The following is a 21,531-nucleotide window of genomic DNA, read 5'->3' on the forward strand; positions in this document are numbered from 1 at the left end:
CGCGCGACTATCTGCAAAGCTACCTGAATATGCTAGGACAGTATCCGATGGTCTTACAGACTCCGGAAAGACTCTGTTGGACCGCATGATCGCCGAACAGCGTCCTCACAACGAAGCTCGAGATCATGAGGAGGACGGCTTTACAAGGTCCGTCGAAGCCTTACAGGCCCAGCAGGGCTCGCGATGGCGGCGCATTCAGCCTTTATTTCGCCGTGATGATCCCCGGACCGGCCTCTAGGATCGGCGTGGGAATGCGATCCGCCGCGACATCGATTGCATCAAAGAGCGTGCTCGCGAGATCTGGCGTCCGAATGTGTTGGGAAGAGCCGTCCCTTACTCCAGAGAGTTTGTTCGTATGCCTGGCCTCATGGCGGAGACGCCAAACGCCTGCGGCTCAAGAACGCTGTCGAACATGCGCTCCGCGGGGGGAGGATTGCAATGAGCGGACCCAAAGCATTCAGGATCGCAACCCGAGCCGAGATCGTCGCCATCTGTCGTCGCAACCTCGCGCGGCTCGACGCCGCGATCGAAAGCTGGACCTCCGCTGGCAGACGCAATGGGATGATTGAGCAGACGGACATCGAAAAGGTCATAGCCCGGCGATGCTCTTCATCCGCGAAGTGAGTCGGCCGTCGCCCGGGCAAGGTCCAGTTCGTCGAACAACCGTCCTTGTGCCGTTTGGCGTTTGATGGACGTGGAGCTGGAGACTGGGTGGCACGATGAGGTTGGGTCGACGTGCATATTGACGCGCACGGCAAAGATCCGAACGATCACCATCGCACCGGAAGTGCTTTACGCCAGATCCTGCAAAAGAGACTCAGTCAAACTCTCTTCGGCAATCGATAGCTGATGCTCCCGCATCGCCACGCGCAGAGCCTCATCCCATACTGCTTTGGCTTCGGGACCCGTTAATGCAAGTCCCGGGCGAGGTGCCTGCGCAACCGCAGCGATGTAGTTGGCAGCGTCAAAGCGCCATGGTTGGGCGCCGCATTCGCGCATGACATAGTTGCCAATGCGCACGCCGGCCCAATCGAAGTCTCCATGGTATCGCAACAGAGCACCAGCATCTGCCAGTTGTTGCAGCATAACCCGTTGCGCGGCCGCTGGCATGCCATCGGTGCACATCATCGCCGCACAGTTAGCGCCATGCCGATCAGCCGCCGCGGCAAGCAGGTTTGCGTTCTCACAGACATAAACGTCCCGTCCTTCTACGTCCCAAGAAGGATTGGACCGCAGCAAGAAGCGAAGTGAGGCATAGGTAGGCTCGCCCGAGGCGACCAACTGTGTCGATCGCCCCTTTACGTTGAGGTTCAGCAATAGAGCTGGCCGCGCTAACTCGTTGACCAGCACGCCAGCCCTCGCCCAAACGTCCCGAATCCGCTCGTCGCCGATGTCGTTCTCGACGCCGAATGCGTCTTCATCATGTTGCTTTGGCGCCGGCTTCTCTCGCCACACCGCCAGAACTAGCGCGGCCACAGGCCGCCCATTGTCGAGCGCATGCGCGTCTCCCAGAATGGTTGCAGCCAACTGAGCTCGAGTCATTCCACCAGCCGGCAGAGCATTGAGAACAACATTTGCGCGGTAGCACAATTGGCCGGCGGCATCTGGATTGCCATTCGACAAACGCTTCAAAAGACCAAGTCCGGAGGGCGCCTGAAGAAATGCCAAGAGGTCTGCGTGGCTGGCAACTGAAACGGCCTTCGACCATTGCGCGTGCAGTTCGGCGCGAGCCGTCTCGGCATGAACGATGGGGCCGTCGATGAGCTCAAGCGCCTCACGGAGCGATCCGGCTATGCCGGCTCGGCTCAACGCCGCATCAATCAATGGAACATCGATCTGCATCGAACTTGTGAAACGCACGTTGCGGCCGATGAGTCCTGCGAGCGCAGCATGCTCGTCGGCATCAAGATTGGCAAGACGAAGGCTTTCCAGCTTGCCATCCGCCGGACCGCGTTCAAAACGCTGCCGAAGCCGCTTTCTGAGCGATGACAGCACCTCTCCCCCGAGCAGACGCTGCAGACGATCGTCATCTTGCATCATGCGTCAGCGAACCGTCGGTTGGGATCGCTGTCTCGTTGCTTGGCGCGACCATCCCATGTCCAACGAGAGACGTGTATCGCGTCGATATTTTCAAGCCGCTGAAGGTGGCAGATGGACACGCCCGGCAGTTCAGCGTAACAGCCCCATTCGCGCTCGCTGGTTACGACGAAGTCGAGATCGAACTCGCGAATCAAAGCCATACAATGGGCCCGCGCAGCATCGTCGATGCCGGCGAATACTTCGTCCAATAATACCAGACGCGGCGAGTGTGGAGTACCGCTCTGGCTGTAGAAGCTCGCGACCGCCGCGAACAACGGTACGGTGAGCCCCAGCGCACGTTCGCCGCTCGAAGCCGGCCCCGACAATTTGACCCATTGTTTGTCTTGCCAGCGTTGAACCGTAAATCTATGCCAACGACGATAGTCAAGAGCTCGGGTCAATTGGTCGAGCAAGCTTCCTGTCGTAGACGCATCGGCATTCGCTCGCTCAATGTTTATTCGCTCCTGCAGCATCGCGCCGACGACGCTGCGATCCTCCAGGCTCCAAAGATCCGCGTTGGTGTTGAGCAGGCGCTTGCGCGCGGTTGCGAGACCGACTGGCGCGCCGCCGACACCCTCGGGAAGAGGCTGCCAGTCCAGACGAAAGCGAACACCCGTCGAAGTTGGCCGCTTGTACAATTCGGCGTTGATGGCTTCGACCTTCCGATCGGCGTCCTGCAGCAATCGTTGGATGGCTGCGGCAATTTCCGCCTGAAGATGATTCTCCAGGACCTCGCGTTCACGCGCCGTCAGCAATTCGCGGCGCTGAGCAATTTCCGCCTCGAGCCGTTCGGTCAAACGGTCGGGCCGTTCCGCGCGATTCTGATAAATAATTGTGACGACCAAACCGTAATCGGCAGTCTGATCCATCTGGGGTTGATGACCCAGGGCACTCAGAGCACGGCCGAGATCGGTATAGTCCTGTGAAAGCTGGGCCTGGATGCGCTTCCAAGCTTCATCGTCGGAGACGACCTCTGAGAGTGACTGTTCGGCGCGACGCGCAAGCGTCAGCGCAGGCTCGATGGTCCATGTTGTGCGCAGGTCGGGAAGCTCCATCTCGGGAAGCGCGACGGAAAGCAGATCCGTCGCCGCGAAACCCTGAAGCCGAGTTATGGCCTGCTGCCGCGCGAGCGTCCGCTCATGCAAGACCTCATCCGCGGAGGTCACCTTCTGTTCGGCACGCGCGCGTTGCTCGCCGGCGATACGCGCGGCCGTTTCCTTTGTCTCCAGGTCGGCTTCGCCAAGCCTGACTGCGGTCCGAGCCGCAGCAAGCTTCTCCTGCAATTCCGCGACCTTCGCGCCGACCGACCCTTGCAGTGTTTCGAGCCGGACCTTCGCTTCGTTGGCTTGGCGTGCTCGCTCCTCCGCGTGTGCGGCGCTTCTTTCAACGTCGACTTCCGCATCATGTTCGCGTTGTCGTTGCCGCAACAGCTCGGATTGGGCTTGGCGCAGATCCCGCCCTGCATGGACCAGCGCCAATAGCTTCTCGATCAGTTGTGATAGCGCCGCATCGACCGCATCCAATCCCGCATGGGTATCCGGAAGGCGCAGGTCTTGGGCGTCGCGCGCAAGCACCGAACGTGCCTGGTTGACGGTTTCAACAGCGCTTGCCAACTGTTGCGCGGCCTGCTCAAGGCGACCGGCCGCCACACGAAACTCGCGAGCGCCCGCTGCCGCGCCAGCATGCGAGGCGCGCAGCCGGTCGTCGGCCGGCGCGTTGCGCCACTCAGCGGCTGCGCGCTCCTGGTCGCGCGCGTGTTCCGCAAAGCGCGCGTCGAGATCTTGATGCGCTTGTGCAAGCTCCGCGAGCCGGGCAGAAATGGCCGTGAGCCTGCGCGCGCGGGCATCGGCGCGAGCGGCGTAGCCGATATAGACCGCAACTGGCTTTACCCACGCGCCGGCGAGCGCACCAATCCGGAATTCGCCGGCAGGCGACAGCCAGGTCTCTGCTTGGCCGCCATCTGTGGCGCCACAGCTCATGCCTTGGAGTAGCTTCTCAACAATCTCACCTGCGACCTGACGACCCGAAGGTCTTAACCACCCCGCCAGGGTCTCCGACTGGGCCGCTCGTTCCACCAGCTTCGCATCGTGAAGCGGTGGAACGCCATTTGGCAGTTGTATCTGCCCATCCGGGTCAACCCAGGCATCAAGCAATCCTGACGCTTCGAGGGCGGCTTCCAACCCGGCCCGTTGCGCGGCGTCGAGGCCGTCGTGAAAATCCACCAACTGCCACAACGGCGCGCCGGCACGACCGACGCGAGCATCGCCGGCTCGGAATGGCGGAACCGGCGGAGTGCTGTCCTCACCTTTCTCAAGACGCTCGCGCTCGTCCTTTAGCTCCGCTTCTTCAGTCGCAAGCGTCCTTCGCTCGGCTGCAAGCGCAGATTGCCGTCCTGCAAGGCGTTCGCTGGCCAGCTGTTGCGCGATTTGCAACGAAGCGCGCGCCGGGTTCTCCCCTTCAAGCGTTGTAACCCAAGTGGCGAGGTCACGCAGCGGCTGCTCCGCGCTCGGCAGGATCAATTGCTGCAACGCGCCAAAATGTGTTCCCCATGCCTCGAGGAGTGCACTGCCTTCCTGTTCGACTGAAAGATCCGCGGCATCGCGACGCGCTTGCGCAGCTTTTGCTTCGTCTTGCCGCTCTTGGTGCGCTCGAATCCTGATATCATGCTCGCGCTCAGCATCGTCCATCGCTTTCCGTCGTTGCCGCACGAGCGCCGCCTGTTCCCGACGTCGATCGATCATGACTCGTAAGTCGTCTTTTGCCGAATCGTAGCTCTTCTCGTCGAGTTCAACGAGCTCGGCGGCGCCCGCTGTGGTCAGCGGGCTGTCGCTCCATCGACGATCGAGCCCGGCCCGTCTCAGCGAGAGGAACGGCGGCCGTTCTGATGCCGAGCAGCGCGCGTTCAATCTCCGCGACGCGCTTTGCGCGCTCGGCCGCTGCGCTCGACTCCCTGGACAATCGGGTCCGCGATTCGATCGCGCTGGTCTCTGCCCGTTCGGCGTCGCGCCGCCGATCGTCGGCATCCCTGGATGCCGAATCCAGTCTGTTCGCATCCTGATTGACCGGATCAGACTGTAGAACCTCAAGACGGGTACGCTCGGTTGCCACTGTTTCCTTCGTCGCCAGATGAGCGGCCTTGGCCACTTGTTCTTGCGCCTGCGATTCTTCGAGCTCTGCGCGTGCCTCGTTCAGTGCGCGGCTGGCGCTATCAAAACCGGTCTGCGCGGTGCGGAGCAATCGAGCCTGCCGGCGGGTTTGAGTCTTTGCGTAGATCCGGTAGCGATCGGAGAAATGCCCTACGCCTCTAGCAAGAGCTTGATACTCCTGCAGCTGACGACGGTCTTCCTCAATGCTGGTTGAACGCCTCGGCCACGTCGGTGAGCAAGTCGGTCGAAAGCGGCGGCAGTGCCTCGGTCAGTGCGGCGGAGAGGCTCGCCTCATCCGGCTTTTTCGAGAGCTGCGGCTGCCTGAGTTGGATCAGCGTGTCCATCAGGGCCGCATAGCGCGCATTTCCCAGCTGAAAGAGATGTTCATCGACCGCGCGGCGGTAGCTTGCGGCTGTCTCAAAGACCTGACCGTGGTCTGCCAGCACCTCTTTCAGTTTTTCCTTTGACAGCACGATCCTTTGCCGGTTCGTGAGCCACACCTCGTGACCGACACGCCATCCTTCAAGAATGAAGAACCAACTGTCGACATTGCTGCGGGCCGCAGCGGCGGACAGGCCACTGCCTAGCGTGAGAAAGTGAGATTGTCCGTCGCCGCCCAGGCGCCCGAACTCGATCCACGCATATCCCATCCGGCGCTCGTGCTTGCCGAGCAATAAATTCCAGGACATTTTCTTCGAGCCATCGCCATCAGGTTCTATTCGCGATGACTTGAGCTGCGCATCAAACAGAAATGGCAGCGTCAGGGACAGAACCTTCGACTTTCCGGTGCCATTATTCCCACGGAGCAGCAAATGGCCGTCCCTGAACCAGAATTCTTCGCTATCGTAATGGAACAGGTCAACCAGGCCGAGCCGAAGCGGTTGCCAGCGTTCGCGGGTCGGCATAGGTAACTCTGGCTTGTGACCGTTAGCGGGCATCGGAGTTCTGCCGAGAAGGGGTTTTGCGAACAGTATTTGCCTCGCGCACTTCCGCCGGCCCGACGGCGAACCGGCCGATTGCAGGCAACGGCCGAACTATTCCGTCCGGCGATATCGTGATCAATCGAAGCTTGCGCAGTCGTTCCAGCGCGATCTGAGCCAGTTCACGCTGCATACCGGGCTCTCGAGCAGATCGGCGCCAATAGCGACCATATCTCTCGCGGGCTTGGTCGATGAAGCTTGCGATATCGACCTCGGACGATTGCCCGAAGTGCTCTGCGCCCTGCCGCAATTTCCTGGAGAGATATTCGGCCACCAACAGCGTAATGTGCGCCTCAGTGCCTTCAGCCGGCATCGAGATATCGGTCAGCGTACCGGCTTCGTCAGCGAGCGCCAGGCCTTCCGCGCGTTGCTCGGCCACAAGACCGGCAGCCTCCGACAGGCGGGCAGCCATCGGCCCGCGTTGGTTCAGGAAGTAAGCCCGCGTGGTCGCATCGAGCGCGTCGGTATAGACCACAGGGTCGTCGAGGAGACGGCGCGACAAATCGCGCCGCATGGCAGTTCGGCGGGCTTCGTCACTGTCCGGGACATGTTCGGCCGCGAGGGCTCGTAATCGCTGCTCAATGTCGCTCGGCATTTCGTCTGCGGCCCACGTGGATGGCCCTCGTATGGCCGCGAGGACTCCTGCAAGCACGCGGCGTTGCACATCATAAAGCGCGTCATGCAAATGTTCACCGCTCTCGAAAGCGTGATGAACGAAGCCCTCCTCTTCCCCGGCAACTCGCACCAAAATGCCGAGCTCCAATAGGTGGTGACAGACCGCCACGAGTTCGCGTCTTTCGTGGTGCGTCTCCAGTTTGAAGCTGAAGCCAACGTCGTTCAATGTGGGTTCAGCGGCCAACGCCAGCAGGCGGTCGCCTAGAACGCGAAGCGTAATCTGCGGATCGGCGCGTTCAAGTACAGCGCACGCCAGGCAGAACAGGACATAGCGACGCCGGTCGTAATCCGGAAATCCCCGCGTGGAATCGAAGAGATCGGCGGGACGTTTGAAAAGTCGGGCGCAATCGCGCTCAACGTGAAGAACCCAGCCGGTCTCACGCGCGAACCATTCCCTAAGGTCCTCGACATGCCGCCGCACCGCCGCGAAGTCGGCATGTCCTGACGTCATCAGCGGGGTCATCAACAGTGCACGCAGCGCCGACGAGAATTCTTCACGCAAATACTGTGTCTGATGCCATCCAATGCTTTGACTCTCGGTGCGGGCCGTCCTTCCGTTGATCTTGCCGTCTCGTCCAGTTTCGTCGCCATGCGTTTCGAGCACGCTATTCATCTTTTCACTTCCATCGAGGTTACGGTGAGAAGATGATCACGGCCAGCGAACAGGCCTGTCTCAGTCAGGATCTCAGCGGTAGAGTCAGCATCGAGTGGCTCCAGGCGCACGTGAAGGAGGCCATCGCCGGTTTGTCGTTCGACGGCATCATCAGGATTTGTTTGCGCTGGGAGCGTTTCACCCAGCAGATGCAGAAACAGCTGAAATCCATGGCGATCGAGCTCACCAAGATCAGACAAGCGCTTTGGCTCGCCATTCGCAAGCCGCGCACGAGCGGCTTGAATTTCACGGTCTTCTTCCGTCAGCTGCGCTTCGAGCCGCTCGCGCTCGGCCTGGCGATCCTGTACGCGTGGTAGCGGGCCACGCGGAGCGACCTCGCCATATTCGCGCAGGCGCGGATGAATGCGAATAGGCGGGGCATCGGCCCAAGGGATCGTCGCTGGCAGTTCCGGTACTTCCGCCCCGATCAGGAAATGGCGTGCGGGATTGAGTGCGAAGGCCGCACGCGCAAGACGATGTGCATCGCCGTCGTTCTGACAACCGGCGAACCAATGGGCAAGGGTCCGAAAATCCGCCGAACGATCGCTGCGGCCGCTACGCCGCTCATTCAACGCAGCAATGACCGCAAGCAGGTGTGGGATCGCGGACCGCGCCCTCGATCTTAGAACTTCGGCCTGCGGCGGCTCATGTCCGGCGCTGACAAACCAGCCGCGCAAGCCTTTCCATCGCTCGCTCCAGGCCTGATAAGACCGAGACAGCGCATCTTCCTGCTCATTTTTCTGATCGGGAGCGGCATCACGCGACTCGCGCTGCGACGCCTGCTGCAAAAGCGGCTGAATTATGGGATCAAGCGCGACAATATGCTGTGCAATGCCGCCCGAGCGACCCACGAGGTCGCCAATGAATCGGTCCAGATAGTCAATCAAGCGGCTTTTGTAGGCAATGATAGAGGTTGTGTCTGAATGCTGAAGCTCGATGCTGCGGCCGATATTCACCATGAACGCCTGAGCGTTCTCCGCCAAACCTTCGAAGACGCGTACGAGATCCCTCAGAGTTTCGTGAATCTTGGCCGCATCAAAGACCGCCTCTTCCGCGAGATTGCGGAGAACCTGAAGCTGCTTTGCGATGTCTTCAAGCGCAACACTCTGCAGCTCCGCACGTCGCTGCAGCGCCTGATTGAACACAGTGAGCGCGGATTCGACCGCTTCTCCACCCTCGGAAAGGCGATAAAGAAAGCGCGCACGATAGAAATCGCTGATACTTGCAACACGCGCCGTGTCGGGCTGCGACTGCAGGTTCCCCCACTCGCTCAGTTGCGAGAGAGCAGCTTGGAGATCTTCTATCTTCGGCGGCGATCCTTCCCACTGGGCCTCGGCAAGAACCTCGTCAGGCCTTAGGTGGAGACGGAACTGACGTTTCGCCGCGGCGAACGCCCCCATGATGTCACGGTAAAGAACGCATTTCTCGGCACTGACGTGCCGAAAGAGCTCGCGTGCATCAATACGCATGGGATCGTCCCAGGATCGGGAAGACTAGTCGCGGGAGACTCGCAGTGGATTACCGAAATAGAACAGTTCGGGAACAACCGCAAGCCGGCGGCGCGAGTTTTCTATGCGCCAACTCCGATAACTCGATCTTATGCGAGTTAGCACATAACTTGGTTTCATGCGCCATATCCGAATATTGCAGCTTTATCGGATCTGTCGCATAAATGGGGTCGGACAGTGGGCATGACCGACCTCGCAAGGACACCATAGCAAATAGGCAATCTGATACGCCGCGCCCGCAAAAAGCGTGACCTCAGCCAGACGCAGCTTGCCGATCTGGCGGGGGTGCGACAGGAGACGATTTCTCTGATCGAGACCGGTAACCCGGCGGCGAGGCTGAAGACCATCCTCGCCGTGCTAGCCGCCCTCGACCTCGAATTCCGGATTGTGGCCCGCAGCAAGACCAACCCGGCAGAAATCGAGGATATCCTCTGATGGCGCGCCGCCCCCGCCATGTGCTGCTGCGCGTGCTCCTCAACAACCGGCTTGTCGGTCGGCTTATCAAAGTAGATCCTATGCAGGCGCGACGGACAGGAGGTTTGTGTTACCGCTTCGGTTTCTACCTTCACCAGGTGCATAGGAGAGACGCTGATGGAAACCCGGACAGTGAACAACCTGCCGCCCGCCGCAACCCATGATGACGCCGTACGCTGTCTTCTTGCAATCGAATTGAGCAAGAAAAGTTGGATTGTTGCCGTCAACACGCCCTTGTCGGACAAGGTCAGTCGCCACACGTTGAAGCCCTGGGATGGGAAGGAGCTGTTGGATCTGTGCGAGCGGATCCGGACGCGAGTTGCCAGAGAAACAAAGCGGCGCGTGGAAATCATTTCTTGCTACGAAGCTGGCTACGACGGCTTCTGGCTCCACCGCCTGCTCGAAGCACACGGCATCCGCAACTACGTCATTGATCCGGCAAGTCTGCAGGTTGATCGTCGGGCGCGTCGCGCGAAGACTGACCGCGTCGATGTCGAGCGATTGCTCCGATCACTGATGGCGTATCTGCGAGGTGAGCCGAAGGTTTGGAGCGTTGTGCGCGTGCCAAGTATCGCCGAAGAGGACAACCGTCGGCTCCATCGTGAGCGTGGTCGGTTGATTAACGAACGTATCCAACATGTCAACCGGATCAAGGGACTGCTCGCGATCCATGGCATCTATGAGTACCAACCCCTGCGCCGCGATCGGATGCAGCAGCTGGAACGGTTGCGCACCGCTGATGGTCGGTCGTTGCCGCCGCGACTCATGGCGGAACTCCTGCGCGAACTGCAGCGGTTGGAGCTTGTCATCGGAATGATCAAAACGATCGAGGCGGAGCGCGATGCCATTGCATCGGCCAAGACTGAGGCGGAGCATACGAGCGCAAAGAAGATCCAGGATCTGGCCATAATTAAGTGCATCGGGCCCGAATTTGCGAACACACTTGTCGGCGAAGTGTTCTACCGCTCATTCGACAATCGCAAACAATTGGCGAGCTATGTCGGTCTGACGCCAGCGCATTTCCAGAGCGGCGCGACGTGCCGTGATCAGGGGATCAGCAAGGCTGGCAACGCCAAGGCTCGCACGGTCATGATTGAGCTCGCCTGGCTGTGGTTGCGGCATCAGCCTGACAGCCCCTTGAGTATCTGGTTCCGCGATCGTGTTGGCAAACTCAAGGGCCGCATCCGGCGGATTACGATCGTCGCCGTCGCACGCAAGCTGCTGATTGCGCTCTGGCGCTATCTTGAGACAGGTCTGGTGCCTGAAGGCACTGCTCTGAAGGGGTGTGACTAGATTCACTGAAAGAGGACGAAAGGAACATTACCGATTCCAAGGCGGATGTGTGACCGGTAGCCTAGCCTGGCTGCAATACGCCGCAAAGTAGAATGGTCCCATCCTCCTTGGAGCCCTGTGCCCTCGCACTGTTGCATGAGGGACCTTGGTATGGGCTCGTCCCGACCGGATATAAGTTGATGCGGCGAGCGCCGCATAGCGAAAGGGGCTCCGCCTTGGGTCAATTGAACAAACGTCATCGGGAACGTCAAAACGGGGAAAGAGGATCAACAGAAACGCAGTTACGTTTGCAGCGTAATGGGCCGGACACCAATTGTAGCTCGGCGCGCGCTTTCGCCGTCAACCCCTCGCGCCTTCCGGCGCGACCCTCCGGGCTCCGGGCGGTTGACCGCTCAGCGCGGCCAAGCAAAGGGGCCTGCCGTGCCATCAATGCAGAACTGCGCTCGCACGAGCCCCCTCTTGAAACGTAGGAAGAGAAGAAATGTTGATCGCGAAAAACTTCTTGACACGCCAAGCCCTCATATAAGCTAGCGGCACCATCGAATTCCGGTACGAGACTGAATGGCTTGGCTGGGAGCATGCCCTGCCTGTTTCGCTCTCGCTGCCGTTGCGAGAGGACGCCTTTCCGCGGCGAAACGGTCACAGCAGTCTTCGACAACCTCCTCCCCGATTCCGATGCGCTGCGCCGCCCTGATGGCGCAAAAGGTTGGTGCCGCCGGAACCGACGCCTATAGCTTGCTCGCTGCCATCGGCAGGGACTGTGTCGGCGCCCTGCAGTTCGTCGCCGACGATGATGATATTCGCTATGGTGATCCTAAAAGAAGTGGTGCTCGATGTACTCAGCTACGCTGGGCTCATTGCCCGGCACCGTGTAAAGCCTGCGGATGTAGCCGGTGGCGTCCGGGTGCTTCCATTGTGGCTTCACCTGACGGTACGGCCCGGTGTATTCGCACAAACGACCATCCGGACCGGTCCATTCGCGAGAATAGAAGATGGGGATGTACTGATGCTTTTCACCTGTTCCTGCCGCCAACCTTAAAAGCCCGCCCTATGCCGGCTGCTTTGCTATAGGAACTTGGCAAAGGCCATCCTGAATACGTGAGAGCCGCCACGAGAATGCTCGCGTCCTGAAAGGGACTGGTGGATTGTGGAGAGCCAAAACGACCGGGCGCATATCGACTGGCACACCTTCAGCTGCCGCGCACGTCTATTGATCTGGGAAGGAGGTGCGAGTCCGAAGCGTTTACGGATCCAGCGGTCATACACCGATCCTGACCAGACGTAGAACGTCAGAACAGCATTTTCTTCCTTGACCTCAGAATCGAGCAGGACCGACGTCGCACAAGTCCCTTTCAGAGTACAACCTGCCAAAGCTGCCGCCCATCCAAGCCCAGTCACCGCTCATAAAAATATCGCAGCGAGCGTGCCAAGCCCGCCGAGCGCCAGCCCGATCAGCGAACCGACCGTCGGCAGGTCTCGAAAGAGCAGAACGGTGAGAAGCGGTTCAACCACCACAATAATAGCTTCCACCGATATTTGCGATAATTATCGAAATATTCTTAAGATGCGTGTAGCCGAGCGCGCATCCGAAGACGAGCAGGATACCAGCAAAGGATATCAGCACAAACATCGGCAGGAGCATTGTCAGATCCCCGCCGGCCTTTCCAGACTGCCTTGAGGCAATCAACTCCGCGATTATCGAATCGCGCTTCTCCAAGGAAAATCGCTGCTACCGCTACAATCTTCAAGATCAAGCTGATCGCCTCGTTTCGAAAAACGCAAGGTCAACGGCACCACCGAATATTGACTCCATCTCCGTGCTGCCTTTGACAGCTGGAAACGCAAAGGCCTTCGGCAAGGCACCACCGTCTATCGCCCCTCGCAGACAATTCAACGTCTGTCCGGCGGCTGCCCGGATCCCGAGATGCAGTGATTCCTTCGCACCGATCAAAGCGCTTTCATTACTGTGCAGCAGCGAGAGTGGCCCAAGACGGACGCAAGCGCGCCGCTTGCTGGCTCTCAGGCCAGAGCATCACAGCCTAAGCAGCAATCTGCACAGGCAGTGCGGAATAGCCGTGCACAAAGTTAGACGCAATTCGCTCGGGTTCGCCGACAACCTTGACCTCCAGTCGCGCATTCAAGATCTCTTCCCAGAGGACTTTCAACTGCAGTTCCGCGAGGTGTCGACCAACGCAGCGATGGATTCCGAATCCGAACGAGAGATGCTGCCGTACGTTCTTGCGGTCGATGACGAAACTGTTGGCGTTCTCGATGACCTCTTCGTCTCGGTTGCCAGAGATGTACCACATGACGACCTTGTCGCCCTTCCTGATCTGTTTCCCACCTACGATGCTATCGGCCGCGGCGTTGCGGCGCATATGAGCGATGGGCGTCTGATATCGAATTATCTCGGACACGGCGCTCGACACCAGCCTGGGATTGTCGCGTAGTTTTCGCAGCTCGCAGGGGTGCTGATTCATGAACAGAAGGCCACCGGTAATCGAGTTGCGCGTTGTGTCATTCCCCCCCACGATCAGCAGAATCAGGTTCCCGAGAAACTCACTCGGCTCCATATCGCGTGTGGCGGGCGAGTGCGCCATCAAAGAAATCAGGTCGACGCGCGGCTCGGCATCGATCCGCTCGTTCCAAAGTCGAGTGAAATAATCCAAGCACCCGGACAAGAGTGTGCTCCGCTTGGCCCAACTGTCGATCACTTGGCCTTTTTTAGGAATCGCGACAGCTATATCCGACCAATAGGTCAAGAGACGCCGATCCTCAAATGGAAAGTCGAATAACGTGGCGAGCATCTGCGTCGTCAACTCAATGGAGACCATGTCCACCCAATTGAAGGCGACGTTGCGAGGCAAGCCGTCCAGAATCGCCCTGACCCGAGAGCGGATCAGGCTCTCGAGCTTCGTCAGGTTTTCCGGTGCGACTATCGGACTTACAGTATTGCGCTGCTCGCGATGTTTAGGAGGACCCGTCTTGATGAAACTCTGAGTCCAGTGCTCATTAGGCACGTCGACAATAGTGACACCTTGCTCTGAAGAGAATGCCTTGTGATTTGTATCTACTGCTACGATATCGCGGTATTTCGTTATGGACCAATATGGACCATAAGGGCTATCCTGGCAGTAGTGAACCGGATCTTCCCTTCGCAGCCGCTCGAACCATCTCCAAATGCTATCATCTTGAAAGCGCTTGGCTTCGCTTACATCGAGATTGCTCAGCGAGATATTACACGCATCGTCGGCTCCATAATTTGCTAATCGGGTTTTCATGATCGTCTCCGCGGATTTTGCTCTGTCGAGAGCTTACGCATCCACAGGTCGGGATCCATGGTTTCGAGCTGCCATGGTGTTTTGGTTGCGAGCGCGCCGCTCCTCGCACAGAATATCCCAAAGTGCAGACCGTCCCTCCTACCATGTCCGGCAGTAAGGATCGGATTGACTTTCTGAATCGATTTGCTTCAGTGGATCGATGAGAACTATCACCACTACGCGGGCATCGTCATAGCAGCGGCATCGCTACTCGAGTTATCGAAGAGGATGCAATGTGACCGCAGCTTCCGACTTCGTTGCGCGACGTCCTCGGCTCCTCGCGGCCGTACTTGAGGTGGCTACTCGCTGGCCGCAGGATCGTGAGGTGACAGTAGCCAAGGCCGATCGTGGTCGACGAAATCGGTACCGCCGTCCCTCCTGGAAAACCCAGTTTGTTCCTCGACATGGCAGCAAACCTGCGAGCATCCAGCATCCTGGCTAGCCAACCTGCCATTTAGGCGGCGCACGGACCCTTCGCGGATGATCGGGCTTCGGGGGCCAAGATGCTCGATCGCCTGCTGCAATACATGCATATCGTCCAGACCGATCGCGAGCGCTATCGCCTCGCGACAAATGAAACAGCAGTCCGGCACGCAAGCCGTGATCGGAGAAAATACCATGTCCCCACTGAAGCGGGTCAGATGCCAGTTACGCATCGTTCGCGATTCCAGAAGCATCTCGGCACGCTCTTCGGAAATGATCTCGCTCGACATTCGTAGCTGATATTGCACTAACCTTGCCAAGGTGTTGCTCAAACAATGCTTCCTGCGTCGGCTGCCTTGCCGGGACGATCAGCTTCCAGGAGCTGACGAAATTTCGTTCTCCGGAACGGAAACATGATAGATATCATACCCAGTCTACGGCGTCAGTGATGCACAGAAGAAATCCTGCGGTGGTCACAGGGCGTCTTGCCTCCGACACGATCGGTAGGTTGCTCCGCGGTCGCAAACCAGGAGAAAGAAATGGGCGCCTGAGATGGGGCTTGCTTTCCTTGGCTCTCTCTTAGCGATACGATCACCGAAGTTCTCGCAACAGAAGCATCCTTCAATATCGGAGCTGCGGGCGTTCACAACGCGGCAGAGAGCTCCAAGCTCGTGATAGCCCGCCGAACGAGCTTGAATCGCACGTAGCGTCATATTGTACGATCTCGAGTGCGCTACAACTGTCCCGGCAAGCCAACGCAGGCTATTCCAACGCCCTGAGCGCGCTGGACGCTCTCGGTCAACTCTGGTTATGGCAGTTCTCACGGTAGTAGTGACCTTGCTCCGATCGGCAGGTCACCTTGCCGCATGGCGATCTTTAGCGTTTGAGGTAAGACAATGGCCGCCAATCGGCACGATGTATGTAGCCGGGAGCAGTCCGAATGTGGCGACCTCGTCCACTCGATCGCCGGAAATAGATTTCCGATCCGGTCCCTCAGGATCGAACGTTTCCTCGCGGGCCAACTTACGCCTCTTCAACGAAGCAGCCCGGCGAGCGCCACCGAACCCGGGCATCTGGCGTGTGGCGAGACCGAACGAGGATGTCAGTAGCAGTCAACGATCCTAAGCGGCAGTCGAGGCTGAGAGTGGGGTTGCGACACGCCAGGCTGATCCGACCTTCGGTAGCGGATTGGCGAACTCGGCACAGCGTTGGCGATCTGCTAGGAGCTTCGTCCAGGGGCCTTTTTGTCAACGTTCCCATCCTTGAATTGCAATCCGACGGAAGCAAAGCAAGCCGCTGTGCACTGAACGCTGCGCCCTGCTCATGCAATTCCTTGCTCCGGCAGCTGAAAGGACCAGCCAGAATGACCGCATACTCCTTGGTGTCGCAAAACTTACGCGCAGCCAATCCCGGTGGCGGCGTATTAGAGATAACCACGACCGCAGGATGTATCGTCCGATGTTCATATTGCCTCCAGGACAAGTTTGCCGATCGTCAAAGGCCAATCTCCCAAGCGAAGCACCTTGGTCTTCAGGATTTCAAGCAGTGTCTGGCACGCGTACCGACAGCTATCGACATCAGTTTTGCGGGCTACTCAGAGCCTTGGCTCCATCCGGCGTGCACCAAGATGGTTGAGCATGCTTACGCACTCGGCCATGGCGTCCGAATTTTCACGACTCTTGTCGGTATGAATGGGAGTGACATTCGGCGGTTGCGAATGCTGAAGTTCAGGGCATTCGTTGTCCACGTCCTCGATGACGGCACTTACATGAACAGCCGCCTTGTCGGAAAGACCTATCTCAATGTCATGCGCCGACTGGTCGAGGCGAACATTCCGTCAATTCGATTCGTCGTCGTCGGCAACGTCCATCCCGATCTCGTTCGGCATAATTCCCGCCGGAACGCTAGCGCGCTTGCAGCCGCTCGGTAGAAGGCGCGGAAGCATCGATCGACAGCCGCTCGTCGGAACTCTGACATGTATTGGCAAACGGCAATATCGGAATGTCCTTCTCCCAAATGGCGACGTCACTCTTTGTTGTATGGATTTTGAGCGGCGCCACGTCTTGGGCAACCTTCTGCGCGAGGAATACGAAGATCTCTTCGAAGGACCAAGCTTTCGCGAAATCGTCAATCGAATGAACGGAAGGGATGGGTTTCTGCTTTGCAGGATGTGTGAGTTTGCCAGACCACAGGCGTCGGGATGTACGATGGGTGCCTACCAAGCTTCTTGAGCGGCAGCCCCGCTTGCGTGCCGATGCTATGGGTCTGTGAGGAATGATATGACGAGGAGCTGCAGGTCGCCCCGCCAGTTGCGGCCTGCAACCGGACTTCGTTACCCGTCTGCGCGGCAATCCGAACTGCCGCTCCCTCAGCATCACTGACGTGACCGCAGTTGGCTATCCCAGCCGCGAAAAGCTCTTCGGCGTGAGCTACCATTTGCTGTTTCGCCGACGCTGAACGCGCATATCCGCGATCGACCGCCACGATCACCGCGATCGAAATCGGAAGCGCATCACGATCACGCTCATCAGTGGAAGGGCATACGCCAACTGCAGCTGAGATCTTCGGCTGACAACTCTCTTTTGTCATCAGACGCCTTCCTTGCTGGCACGACCTACGCTGCAGCGTCTATCGAGATAGGGTACCTGCAGGTCGTCGCTCATTCTACCTTTCACTATGCCACGTCAGGTTTAGGAAAGCCGATATTGGTAGCGTGAGAACGAGAGATCGATGCCAGCGGACGGGAATTGGATAGGCTTAACGATATCAGCCCAGCCGATCCGCTGCGTCCGACACCACCGTGGAGCAGCTGCAACAGCAGCGAGCGGCGTTAGAGCAGCACCACCTGGGAGATGCGCGACAGATTGGCCCCATATATCCCCCACAGGGAGCTTCATGATGTCGCTGAGTAAGACGATCGCCTCATCCAAGCAGCGTCCGCTGCCGCGCTCGAGCGAAGACCAAGCTGAGTGCGACCACCGTCGAAGTTTATGATCGTCGACTTCGCAGATTGGCCGAGGCGCTGAAGCAGTCTGACCAGTCAATTTCTCGGCTCGATGACGATACGTTGATCGATTTCGCCAAGAAGCTGCGGCCAAAGGAAAAGGTCGTCGTCTCGGCATTCGAAGAGTCCTACGCCTTGAACCCGCGTTTCAAGTGCCTAAAGCAGTTTCCGCCGGATTTGAATCTGAGGGATTCCCAAACGGTTAGCGATGATGGAGACTCTGTGCATTGATTCTCCTTGCCGGCGTGGGCGGGCGGTGCCGAAGGCCTATTCTTGTGACCTGCGGGAGCGCGTTATCGAGGCCGTGGCTGCGGGCGCGTCACGGCGCGAGGCGGCCGAACGTTTCGAGGTGAGCGTAGTATCGGCGGTCAAGTGGCTGCAGCGCTGGCGAGACGATAACAGGGCCGCTGCGAAGCCGCGCGGCGGAAGCGTTTCGCCACTCGAAGAGTTCGCGACAGAGATTTTGGCTGTGATTGCTGATCATCCAGACCTGACCCTGGTGGAGACGCTTGCAGAGCTGCGCAAGCGGCGAATTCGAACCAGCCGCAGCGCGCTGTGGCGTTTTCTCGACCGTCACAACATCACCTTTAAAAAAAAGCCTGCAAGCTACTGAACGGCAGCGAGAGGACGTTGCCCGAGCACGCCGACGTTGGATACGAGAGCAAGGTTTTCTTGATCCCGCCCGGCTCGTGTTCATCGACGAGACTGCGGTCAGCACAAATCTGGTGCGGCTCGGGGGGCGTGCGCCAAGGGGTGTCGGGGTGATCGGCGCCGTTCCGCTGGGGTCATGGGAGACAATCACTTTCGTGGCGGCTTTGCGCCACAATAAAATGACTGCCCGGTGGTCGAGGGAGCTATGACCGGAGAAATGTTCCTCGCCTATGTTGAGCAGTGCTTGGTTCCAACCCTCCCGGCGCAACGACATCGTGGTGATGGATAACTGCCGAGTTCACATGGCTCCTGCCGTGAGGGAAGCGATTGAGAAGGTAAAGGCGAGCGTGCGGTATCTCCCGAAATACTCGCCTGATCTTAATCCGATCGAGCTGCCTTACAGCAAATTTAAGGCGTACCTGCGCAAGGTCGCGGCGCGAACAGTTCCGCATCTCACTCGCGCGATCCGTTCGTTCATCCCACAACTAAGCCCAAGCGAATGCGCCAACTATTTCGCTCACGCAGGCTATGTTTCAAAATGACCGGAATCCGCTTTAGCTCCGAAATGGACTTGAATCGCACCCGGCGTCAGATTGTACGCTCTTGGACAAGTCGCGGCATCCGCCGCGTCGCACTCCAGACAGGGAGCTAAAATTGCGAATGTCTCAACGTCACAAGATCACACCGCTCGACTGCGTCATGATCGTCGCGCATCACTTCTCCCGATTGGCGGGTCGTCAACAACCCTATGCACAGCGCAGTAGATCCGCCAGCATGCGAGTTGCAGCCGGGATAAAACGAGCCCCTCGACGGCAGAGCGGACCGCATGCGGCCAAATTCAGCGCCGGTCCGCTGTCGTCGAGCTGTAGCATCGGCGGCATCAAACAGAACTGAATACCGAAACTTTCCGGTGTTCGTTCGTTATCTCCCCTCTCAAAAGGATCTTCCGCTGGTTGGGCGCCTATCAGTCGCTTCGTCTGGCATAACAGCCTCTGGGCTGATGGGCCGGCGTTGGTCGCGCCTCACCCTGCTCTTCAACATCGCTCCGCGCCTCTGGCATTTCCCAAACGGGAGCTCTCTGGATTCGTCGGACCTCCTTACCGACGTTGATGCGCTCGGATCTTGGCGTGGTCGGACGAAAGGCGATTAGATGCGAATTCTCTTTGTTGATCGTGATGTGGACTTCGCGCGCGTCGTAAAGGAGGCGCTATCAGCTCGCGGTTTTGCCGTTGACGTCATCGGCACCCTTAACGAAGCGCAGATCGCTCTGGCTTGCGCCAGCTATCACATTCTGTTGCTCGAGCTGGTTCTGCCGGATGGAGATGGCCTGGACTGGCTGAAGCAGCTCAGACGCGAAGGATACTCGATGCCCGCGATAACGATGAGCAGCTTGAACGATCTCGGCAGACGGATCGCGATCTTCAATGGTGGTGCCGACGATTTCCTGCCTAAGCCGGTGTCGATCGATGAGCTGATCGCGCACATGCGCGCCATTTTGCGCCGGTCGTCGCAAATGACGGCCCCTGTCGTGACATTCGGCAATCTACATTTCGATCCAATCGGCCGGCAGGTCTCAGTTGGTGGGCGGCCGTTGAAGATTGCGCGTCGTGAAATCTGCATCCTTGAACATCTGCTCAACCGCGCAGGGCGCACCGCGCCGCGCGCGTCGCTGGAGGAAGGCCTCTATGCCTTTGATCACGAAGTCTCGACCAACGCGCTGGAAGTCGGGATATATCGCTTGCGCACTCATTTGAACCAGTCAGGTGCGACGCTACGGATCAAGACCGCGCGCGGCATCGGTTACGCGCTTGAACTGAGCAGGGCGGCATCCGCTGCCTAGCCGATGGAACTCGAGAGCAAAGCACAACTGAAGCTTCCGCCTGATAGTTATACTGGCAGCCGCGGACTTTCGAGCGCCGTCACGTCTGCCGTTCTTTCCCGCCTTTTGTACGCCCTGTGCACGACCGCTCTCCTCGTTCCTCTCACTGCCGCAGCGGAGATGAGGCGCGACGCCAATCAGGGGACGCCTCGCGCAACTCCTGACAGCCTTAGTGGAACTCTGTGTCTCTCCTCCCAGGGCAAGACTGTTCGTCTCCCAGCGCCAGCCGCGAGCATCTTTGTTGCCGACCCGGCGATTGCGGACTATCAGGCGCCGTCGAGCACGACCATCTTCGTCTTTGGAAAAAAGCCGGGGCGGACCAGCCTTTTCGCTTTGAACGAAAATGGAGAGGCGTTAGCTGAGTTTCGCGTTGTCGTCACCCAACCCGTCGAAGATCTGCGTGCCACGCTCAAGGCCGAGCTCGGGGACTATCCGATCCAGGTCACATATACGGCGCGTGATGCCATCCTGAGCGGGACAGCGCCGAATGCCGAGATCGTCGACGGCGCCAGGAAGATCACTGAGCAATATCTCAGTGCGGGCGCGCTGGTCGTCAACACGATCCAGGTAGCCGGTTCATTACAGGTCAATTTGAGCGTGCGGGTCGCCGAGGTTTCACGCAGCGCCATGAAGGAGCTCGGCATCAATCTCTCTGCCTCGGGACAAAACGGCGCCTTTGTTTTCGGCTTAGCAGTGGCAAAGCTGGCGGTAGCCGCGCAAGCCGTGGCGGCGGCACGGCCAGCGTCGGAGTCGGCGTTGGCGGTGCGAACGTCAATGCCGTGCTCGACGCACTCGCCAGCGAGCACCTCGCCTCAGTCCTGGCTGAACCGAACCTGACCGCCATGTCCGGTGAATCGGCAAGTTTCCTGGCAGGCGGCGAATTTCCGATCCCGGTGATGCAGGACAATCGGCAAGCGTCAGTCCAGTTTCGTCAATTCGGGATCAGCCTCGAGTTCGTGCCGATCGTTCTCAGCAACAATCAGATCAATATCCACGTAAAGCCTGAAGTCAGCGAACGATCGAAAGAAGGCGAAGTGAGCGCGAACGGGATATCTGTGCCAGGTCTCTCCACCCGGCGTGCCAGTACTGTCGTCGAGCTTGCCAGCGGTCAAAGCTTTGCCATCGGGGGACTCATCAGGCGCAATTTCAGCACTGACACTGGTACTTTTCCTTGGTTAGGCGATGTGCCGATCCTGGGTGCGCTGTTTCGCTCCTCTTCATTTCAAAGGCAGGAGACGGAGCTGGTCATCATTGTCACCCCCTACATCGTGCGCCCAGGATCTAGCCCGGGCAAGATGAGCGCGCCAACTGAGCGCATCGGACCGCCTTCGGACGGGGGGCGCACTTTGACGAACACGCTGGCAGGTTCGCCAGAAGGCCGCCAGGCGCCTCGCACGGCTACACCGGGCGCGACCGGCGGTGCCGGCTTTATCATCGAATGAGGACC

At 58.9% G+C, this 21,531-nt stretch carries 21 protein-coding genes and 2 pseudogenes; 12 read left to right on the forward strand and 11 right to left on the reverse strand.

Annotated elements, in window-relative coordinates; genetic code table 11:
* Nucleotides 1-438: 438 nt before the first annotated feature.
* Nucleotides 439-624, forward strand: coding sequence for a hypothetical protein (locus ACVWW1_RS21100; protein ID WP_456657326.1), 186 nt, complete (start codon nt 439-441; stop codon nt 622-624).
* A gap of 168 nt (nt 625-792) precedes the next feature.
* Here the strand turns inward: ACVWW1_RS21100 and ACVWW1_RS21105 are convergent, their stop codons facing one another.
* The 6 genes from ACVWW1_RS21105 to ACVWW1_RS21130 all read right to left on the reverse strand — a co-directional run bounded on the left by ACVWW1_RS21105 (nt 793) and on the right by ACVWW1_RS21130 (nt 9,001).
* On the reverse strand, nt 793-2,037 hold the full coding sequence (locus ACVWW1_RS21105) for a TIGR02679 family protein (RefSeq protein ID WP_456657327.1): 1,245 nt from the start codon (nt 2,035-2,037) through the stop codon (nt 793-795).
* Nucleotides 2,037-4,985, reverse strand: coding sequence for a TIGR02680 family protein (locus tag ACVWW1_RS21110; protein ID WP_456657328.1), 2,949 nt, complete (start codon nt 4,983-4,985; stop codon nt 2,037-2,039). The genes ACVWW1_RS21105 and ACVWW1_RS21110 overlap by 1 nt, the downstream gene beginning before the upstream one ends.
* Complete coding sequence (locus tag ACVWW1_RS21115) at nt 4,867-5,316, reverse strand: hypothetical protein (protein ID WP_456657329.1); 450 nt, start codon at nt 5,314-5,316, stop codon at nt 4,867-4,869. The genes ACVWW1_RS21110 and ACVWW1_RS21115 overlap by 119 nt, the downstream gene beginning before the upstream one ends.
* A gap of 109 nt (nt 5,317-5,425) precedes the next feature.
* Nucleotides 5,426-6,130, reverse strand: coding sequence for a hypothetical protein (locus ACVWW1_RS21120; protein WP_456657330.1), 705 nt, complete (start codon nt 6,128-6,130; stop codon nt 5,426-5,428).
* A gap of 22 nt (nt 6,131-6,152) precedes the next feature.
* Nucleotides 6,153-7,493, reverse strand: a complete 1,341-nt coding sequence (locus ACVWW1_RS21125) for a TIGR02678 family protein (RefSeq protein ID WP_429028929.1) — start codon at nt 7,491-7,493, stop codon at nt 6,153-6,155.
* A complete protein-coding gene (locus tag ACVWW1_RS21130; RefSeq protein ID WP_429028928.1) occupies nt 7,490-9,001 on the reverse strand; it encodes a TIGR02677 family protein in 1,512 nt (503 codons plus the stop codon). The genes ACVWW1_RS21125 and ACVWW1_RS21130 overlap by 4 nt, the downstream gene beginning before the upstream one ends.
* Nucleotides 9,002-9,262: 261 nt before the next feature.
* On the opposite strand from ACVWW1_RS21130, the gene ACVWW1_RS21135 reads away from it, so the two are divergent.
* From ACVWW1_RS21135 to ACVWW1_RS21150, 4 genes and pseudogenes are all read left to right on the forward strand, one after another.
* Nucleotides 9,263-9,475 carry a helix-turn-helix transcriptional regulator gene (locus ACVWW1_RS21135; RefSeq protein WP_429164911.1) on the forward strand — a complete coding sequence of 71 codons (213 nt, stop codon included), beginning with the start codon at nt 9,263-9,265 and terminating at the stop codon, nt 9,473-9,475.
* 156 nt (nt 9,476-9,631) lie between these two features.
* A complete protein-coding gene (locus tag ACVWW1_RS21140; protein ID WP_456657331.1) occupies nt 9,632-10,807 on the forward strand; it encodes an IS110 family RNA-guided transposase in 1,176 nt (391 codons plus the stop codon).
* Between the two features lie 583 nt (nt 10,808-11,390).
* Nucleotides 11,391-11,501 carry a hypothetical protein gene (locus ACVWW1_RS21145; RefSeq protein WP_456660636.1) on the forward strand — a complete coding sequence of 37 codons (111 nt, stop codon included), beginning with the start codon at nt 11,391-11,393 and terminating at the stop codon, nt 11,499-11,501.
* A pseudogene (locus ACVWW1_RS21150) lies at nt 11,501-11,545 on the forward strand (hypothetical protein); the annotation flags it as partial. The gene ACVWW1_RS21145 and the pseudogene ACVWW1_RS21150, both read left to right, overlap by 1 nt.
* A 76-nt stretch (nt 11,546-11,621) precedes the next feature.
* On the opposite strand, the gene ACVWW1_RS21155 reads toward ACVWW1_RS21150, so the two are convergent.
* From ACVWW1_RS21155 to ACVWW1_RS21170, 4 genes are all read right to left on the reverse strand, one after another.
* On the reverse strand, nt 11,622-11,840 hold the full coding sequence (locus tag ACVWW1_RS21155) for a hypothetical protein (RefSeq protein ID WP_429028926.1): 219 nt from the start codon (nt 11,838-11,840) through the stop codon (nt 11,622-11,624).
* A gap of 368 nt (nt 11,841-12,208) precedes the next feature.
* Nucleotides 12,209-12,337, reverse strand: coding sequence for a hypothetical protein (locus tag ACVWW1_RS21160; RefSeq protein ID WP_456657332.1), 129 nt, complete (start codon nt 12,335-12,337; stop codon nt 12,209-12,211).
* A 509-nt stretch (nt 12,338-12,846) separates the two neighbouring features.
* Entirely contained in the window at nt 12,847-14,088 is a 1,242-nt protein-coding gene (locus ACVWW1_RS21165; RefSeq protein WP_429028925.1) for a cytochrome P450, read from the reverse strand.
* A gap of 338 nt (nt 14,089-14,426) precedes the next feature.
* Nucleotides 14,427-14,882 carry a hypothetical protein gene (locus tag ACVWW1_RS21170; protein ID WP_456657333.1) on the reverse strand — a complete coding sequence of 152 codons (456 nt, stop codon included), beginning with the start codon at nt 14,880-14,882 and terminating at the stop codon, nt 14,427-14,429.
* A gap of 1,031 nt (nt 14,883-15,913) precedes the next feature.
* On the opposite strand from ACVWW1_RS21170, the gene ACVWW1_RS21175 reads away from it, so the two are divergent.
* Nucleotides 15,914-16,480, forward strand: coding sequence for a hypothetical protein (locus ACVWW1_RS21175; protein WP_456657334.1), 567 nt, complete (start codon nt 15,914-15,916; stop codon nt 16,478-16,480).
* On the forward strand, nt 16,464-16,781 hold the full coding sequence (locus tag ACVWW1_RS21180; RefSeq protein WP_456657335.1) for an SPASM domain-containing protein: 318 nt from the start codon (nt 16,464-16,466) through the stop codon (nt 16,779-16,781). Before ACVWW1_RS21175 ends, ACVWW1_RS21180 begins: the two co-directional genes overlap by 17 nt.
* Here ACVWW1_RS21180 and ACVWW1_RS21185 read toward each other — a convergent pair.
* The gene (locus ACVWW1_RS21185; protein WP_456660840.1) at nt 16,678-17,139 is read right to left on the reverse strand and encodes a hypothetical protein; all 462 of its coding nucleotides are present in this window, start codon (nt 17,137-17,139) and stop codon (nt 16,678-16,680) included. The genes ACVWW1_RS21180 and ACVWW1_RS21185 overlap by 104 nt on opposite strands.
* A 421-nt stretch (nt 17,140-17,560) precedes the next feature.
* Between ACVWW1_RS21185 and ACVWW1_RS21190 the strand changes: the two genes are divergently transcribed.
* The 5 genes and pseudogenes from ACVWW1_RS21190 (at nt 17,561) to ACVWW1_RS21210 (ending at nt 21,526) form a co-directional block, all read left to right on the forward strand.
* Nucleotides 17,561-17,785, forward strand: coding sequence for a hypothetical protein (locus tag ACVWW1_RS21190; protein ID WP_456657336.1), 225 nt, complete (start codon nt 17,561-17,563; stop codon nt 17,783-17,785).
* 25 nt (nt 17,786-17,810) lie between these two features.
* Complete coding sequence (locus ACVWW1_RS21195) at nt 17,811-18,167, forward strand: IS630 transposase-related protein (RefSeq protein ID WP_456657337.1); 357 nt, start codon at nt 17,811-17,813, stop codon at nt 18,165-18,167.
* A gap of 268 nt (nt 18,168-18,435) precedes the next feature.
* A complete protein-coding gene (locus ACVWW1_RS21200; protein WP_429028921.1) occupies nt 18,436-18,747 on the forward strand; it encodes a transposase in 312 nt (103 codons plus the stop codon).
* Nucleotides 18,748-19,355: 608 nt separating this feature from the next.
* Complete coding sequence (locus ACVWW1_RS21205) at nt 19,356-20,045, forward strand: response regulator (protein ID WP_429028920.1); 690 nt, start codon at nt 19,356-19,358, stop codon at nt 20,043-20,045.
* 3 nt (nt 20,046-20,048) lie between these two features.
* Nucleotides 20,049-21,526 (forward strand): annotated as a pseudogene (locus ACVWW1_RS21210) (type II and III secretion system protein family protein).
* Nucleotides 21,527-21,531 lie beyond the last annotated feature (5 nt).

The sequence above is a fragment of the Bradyrhizobium sp. JR3.5 genome (genome assembly GCF_054057015.1).

Coding starts and splice junctions, on each gene's coding strand:
- ACVWW1_RS21100 (WP_456657326.1), top strand. CDS start 439: ATGAGCGGACCCAAAGCATTCAGGATCGCAACCCGAGCCGAGATCGTC.
- ACVWW1_RS21105 (WP_456657327.1), bottom strand. CDS start 2,037: ATGCAAGATGACGATCGTCTGCAGCGTCTGCTCGGGGGAGAGGTGCTG.
- ACVWW1_RS21120 (WP_456657330.1), bottom strand. CDS start 6,130: ATGCCGACCCGCGAACGCTGGCAACCGCTTCGGCTCGGCCTGGTTGAC.
- ACVWW1_RS21125 (WP_429028929.1), bottom strand. CDS start 7,493: ATGAATAGCGTGCTCGAAACGCATGGCGACGAAACTGGACGAGACGGC.
- ACVWW1_RS21130 (WP_429028928.1), bottom strand. CDS start 9,001: ATGCGTATTGATGCACGCGAGCTCTTTCGGCACGTCAGTGCCGAGAAA.
- ACVWW1_RS21140 (WP_456657331.1), top strand. CDS start 9,632: ATGGAAACCCGGACAGTGAACAACCTGCCGCCCGCCGCAACCCATGAT.
- ACVWW1_RS21165 (WP_429028925.1), bottom strand. CDS start 14,088: ATGAAAACCCGATTAGCAAATTATGGAGCCGACGATGCGTGTAATATC.
- ACVWW1_RS21175 (WP_456657334.1), top strand. CDS start 15,914: ATGACCGCATACTCCTTGGTGTCGCAAAACTTACGCGCAGCCAATCCC.
- ACVWW1_RS21185 (WP_456660840.1), bottom strand. CDS start 17,139: ATGACAAAAGAGAGTTGTCAGCCGAAGATCTCAGCTGCAGTTGGCGTA.
- ACVWW1_RS21200 (WP_429028921.1), top strand. CDS start 18,436: ATGTTGAGCAGTGCTTGGTTCCAACCCTCCCGGCGCAACGACATCGTG.
- ACVWW1_RS21205 (WP_429028920.1), top strand. CDS start 19,356: ATGCGAATTCTCTTTGTTGATCGTGATGTGGACTTCGCGCGCGTCGTA.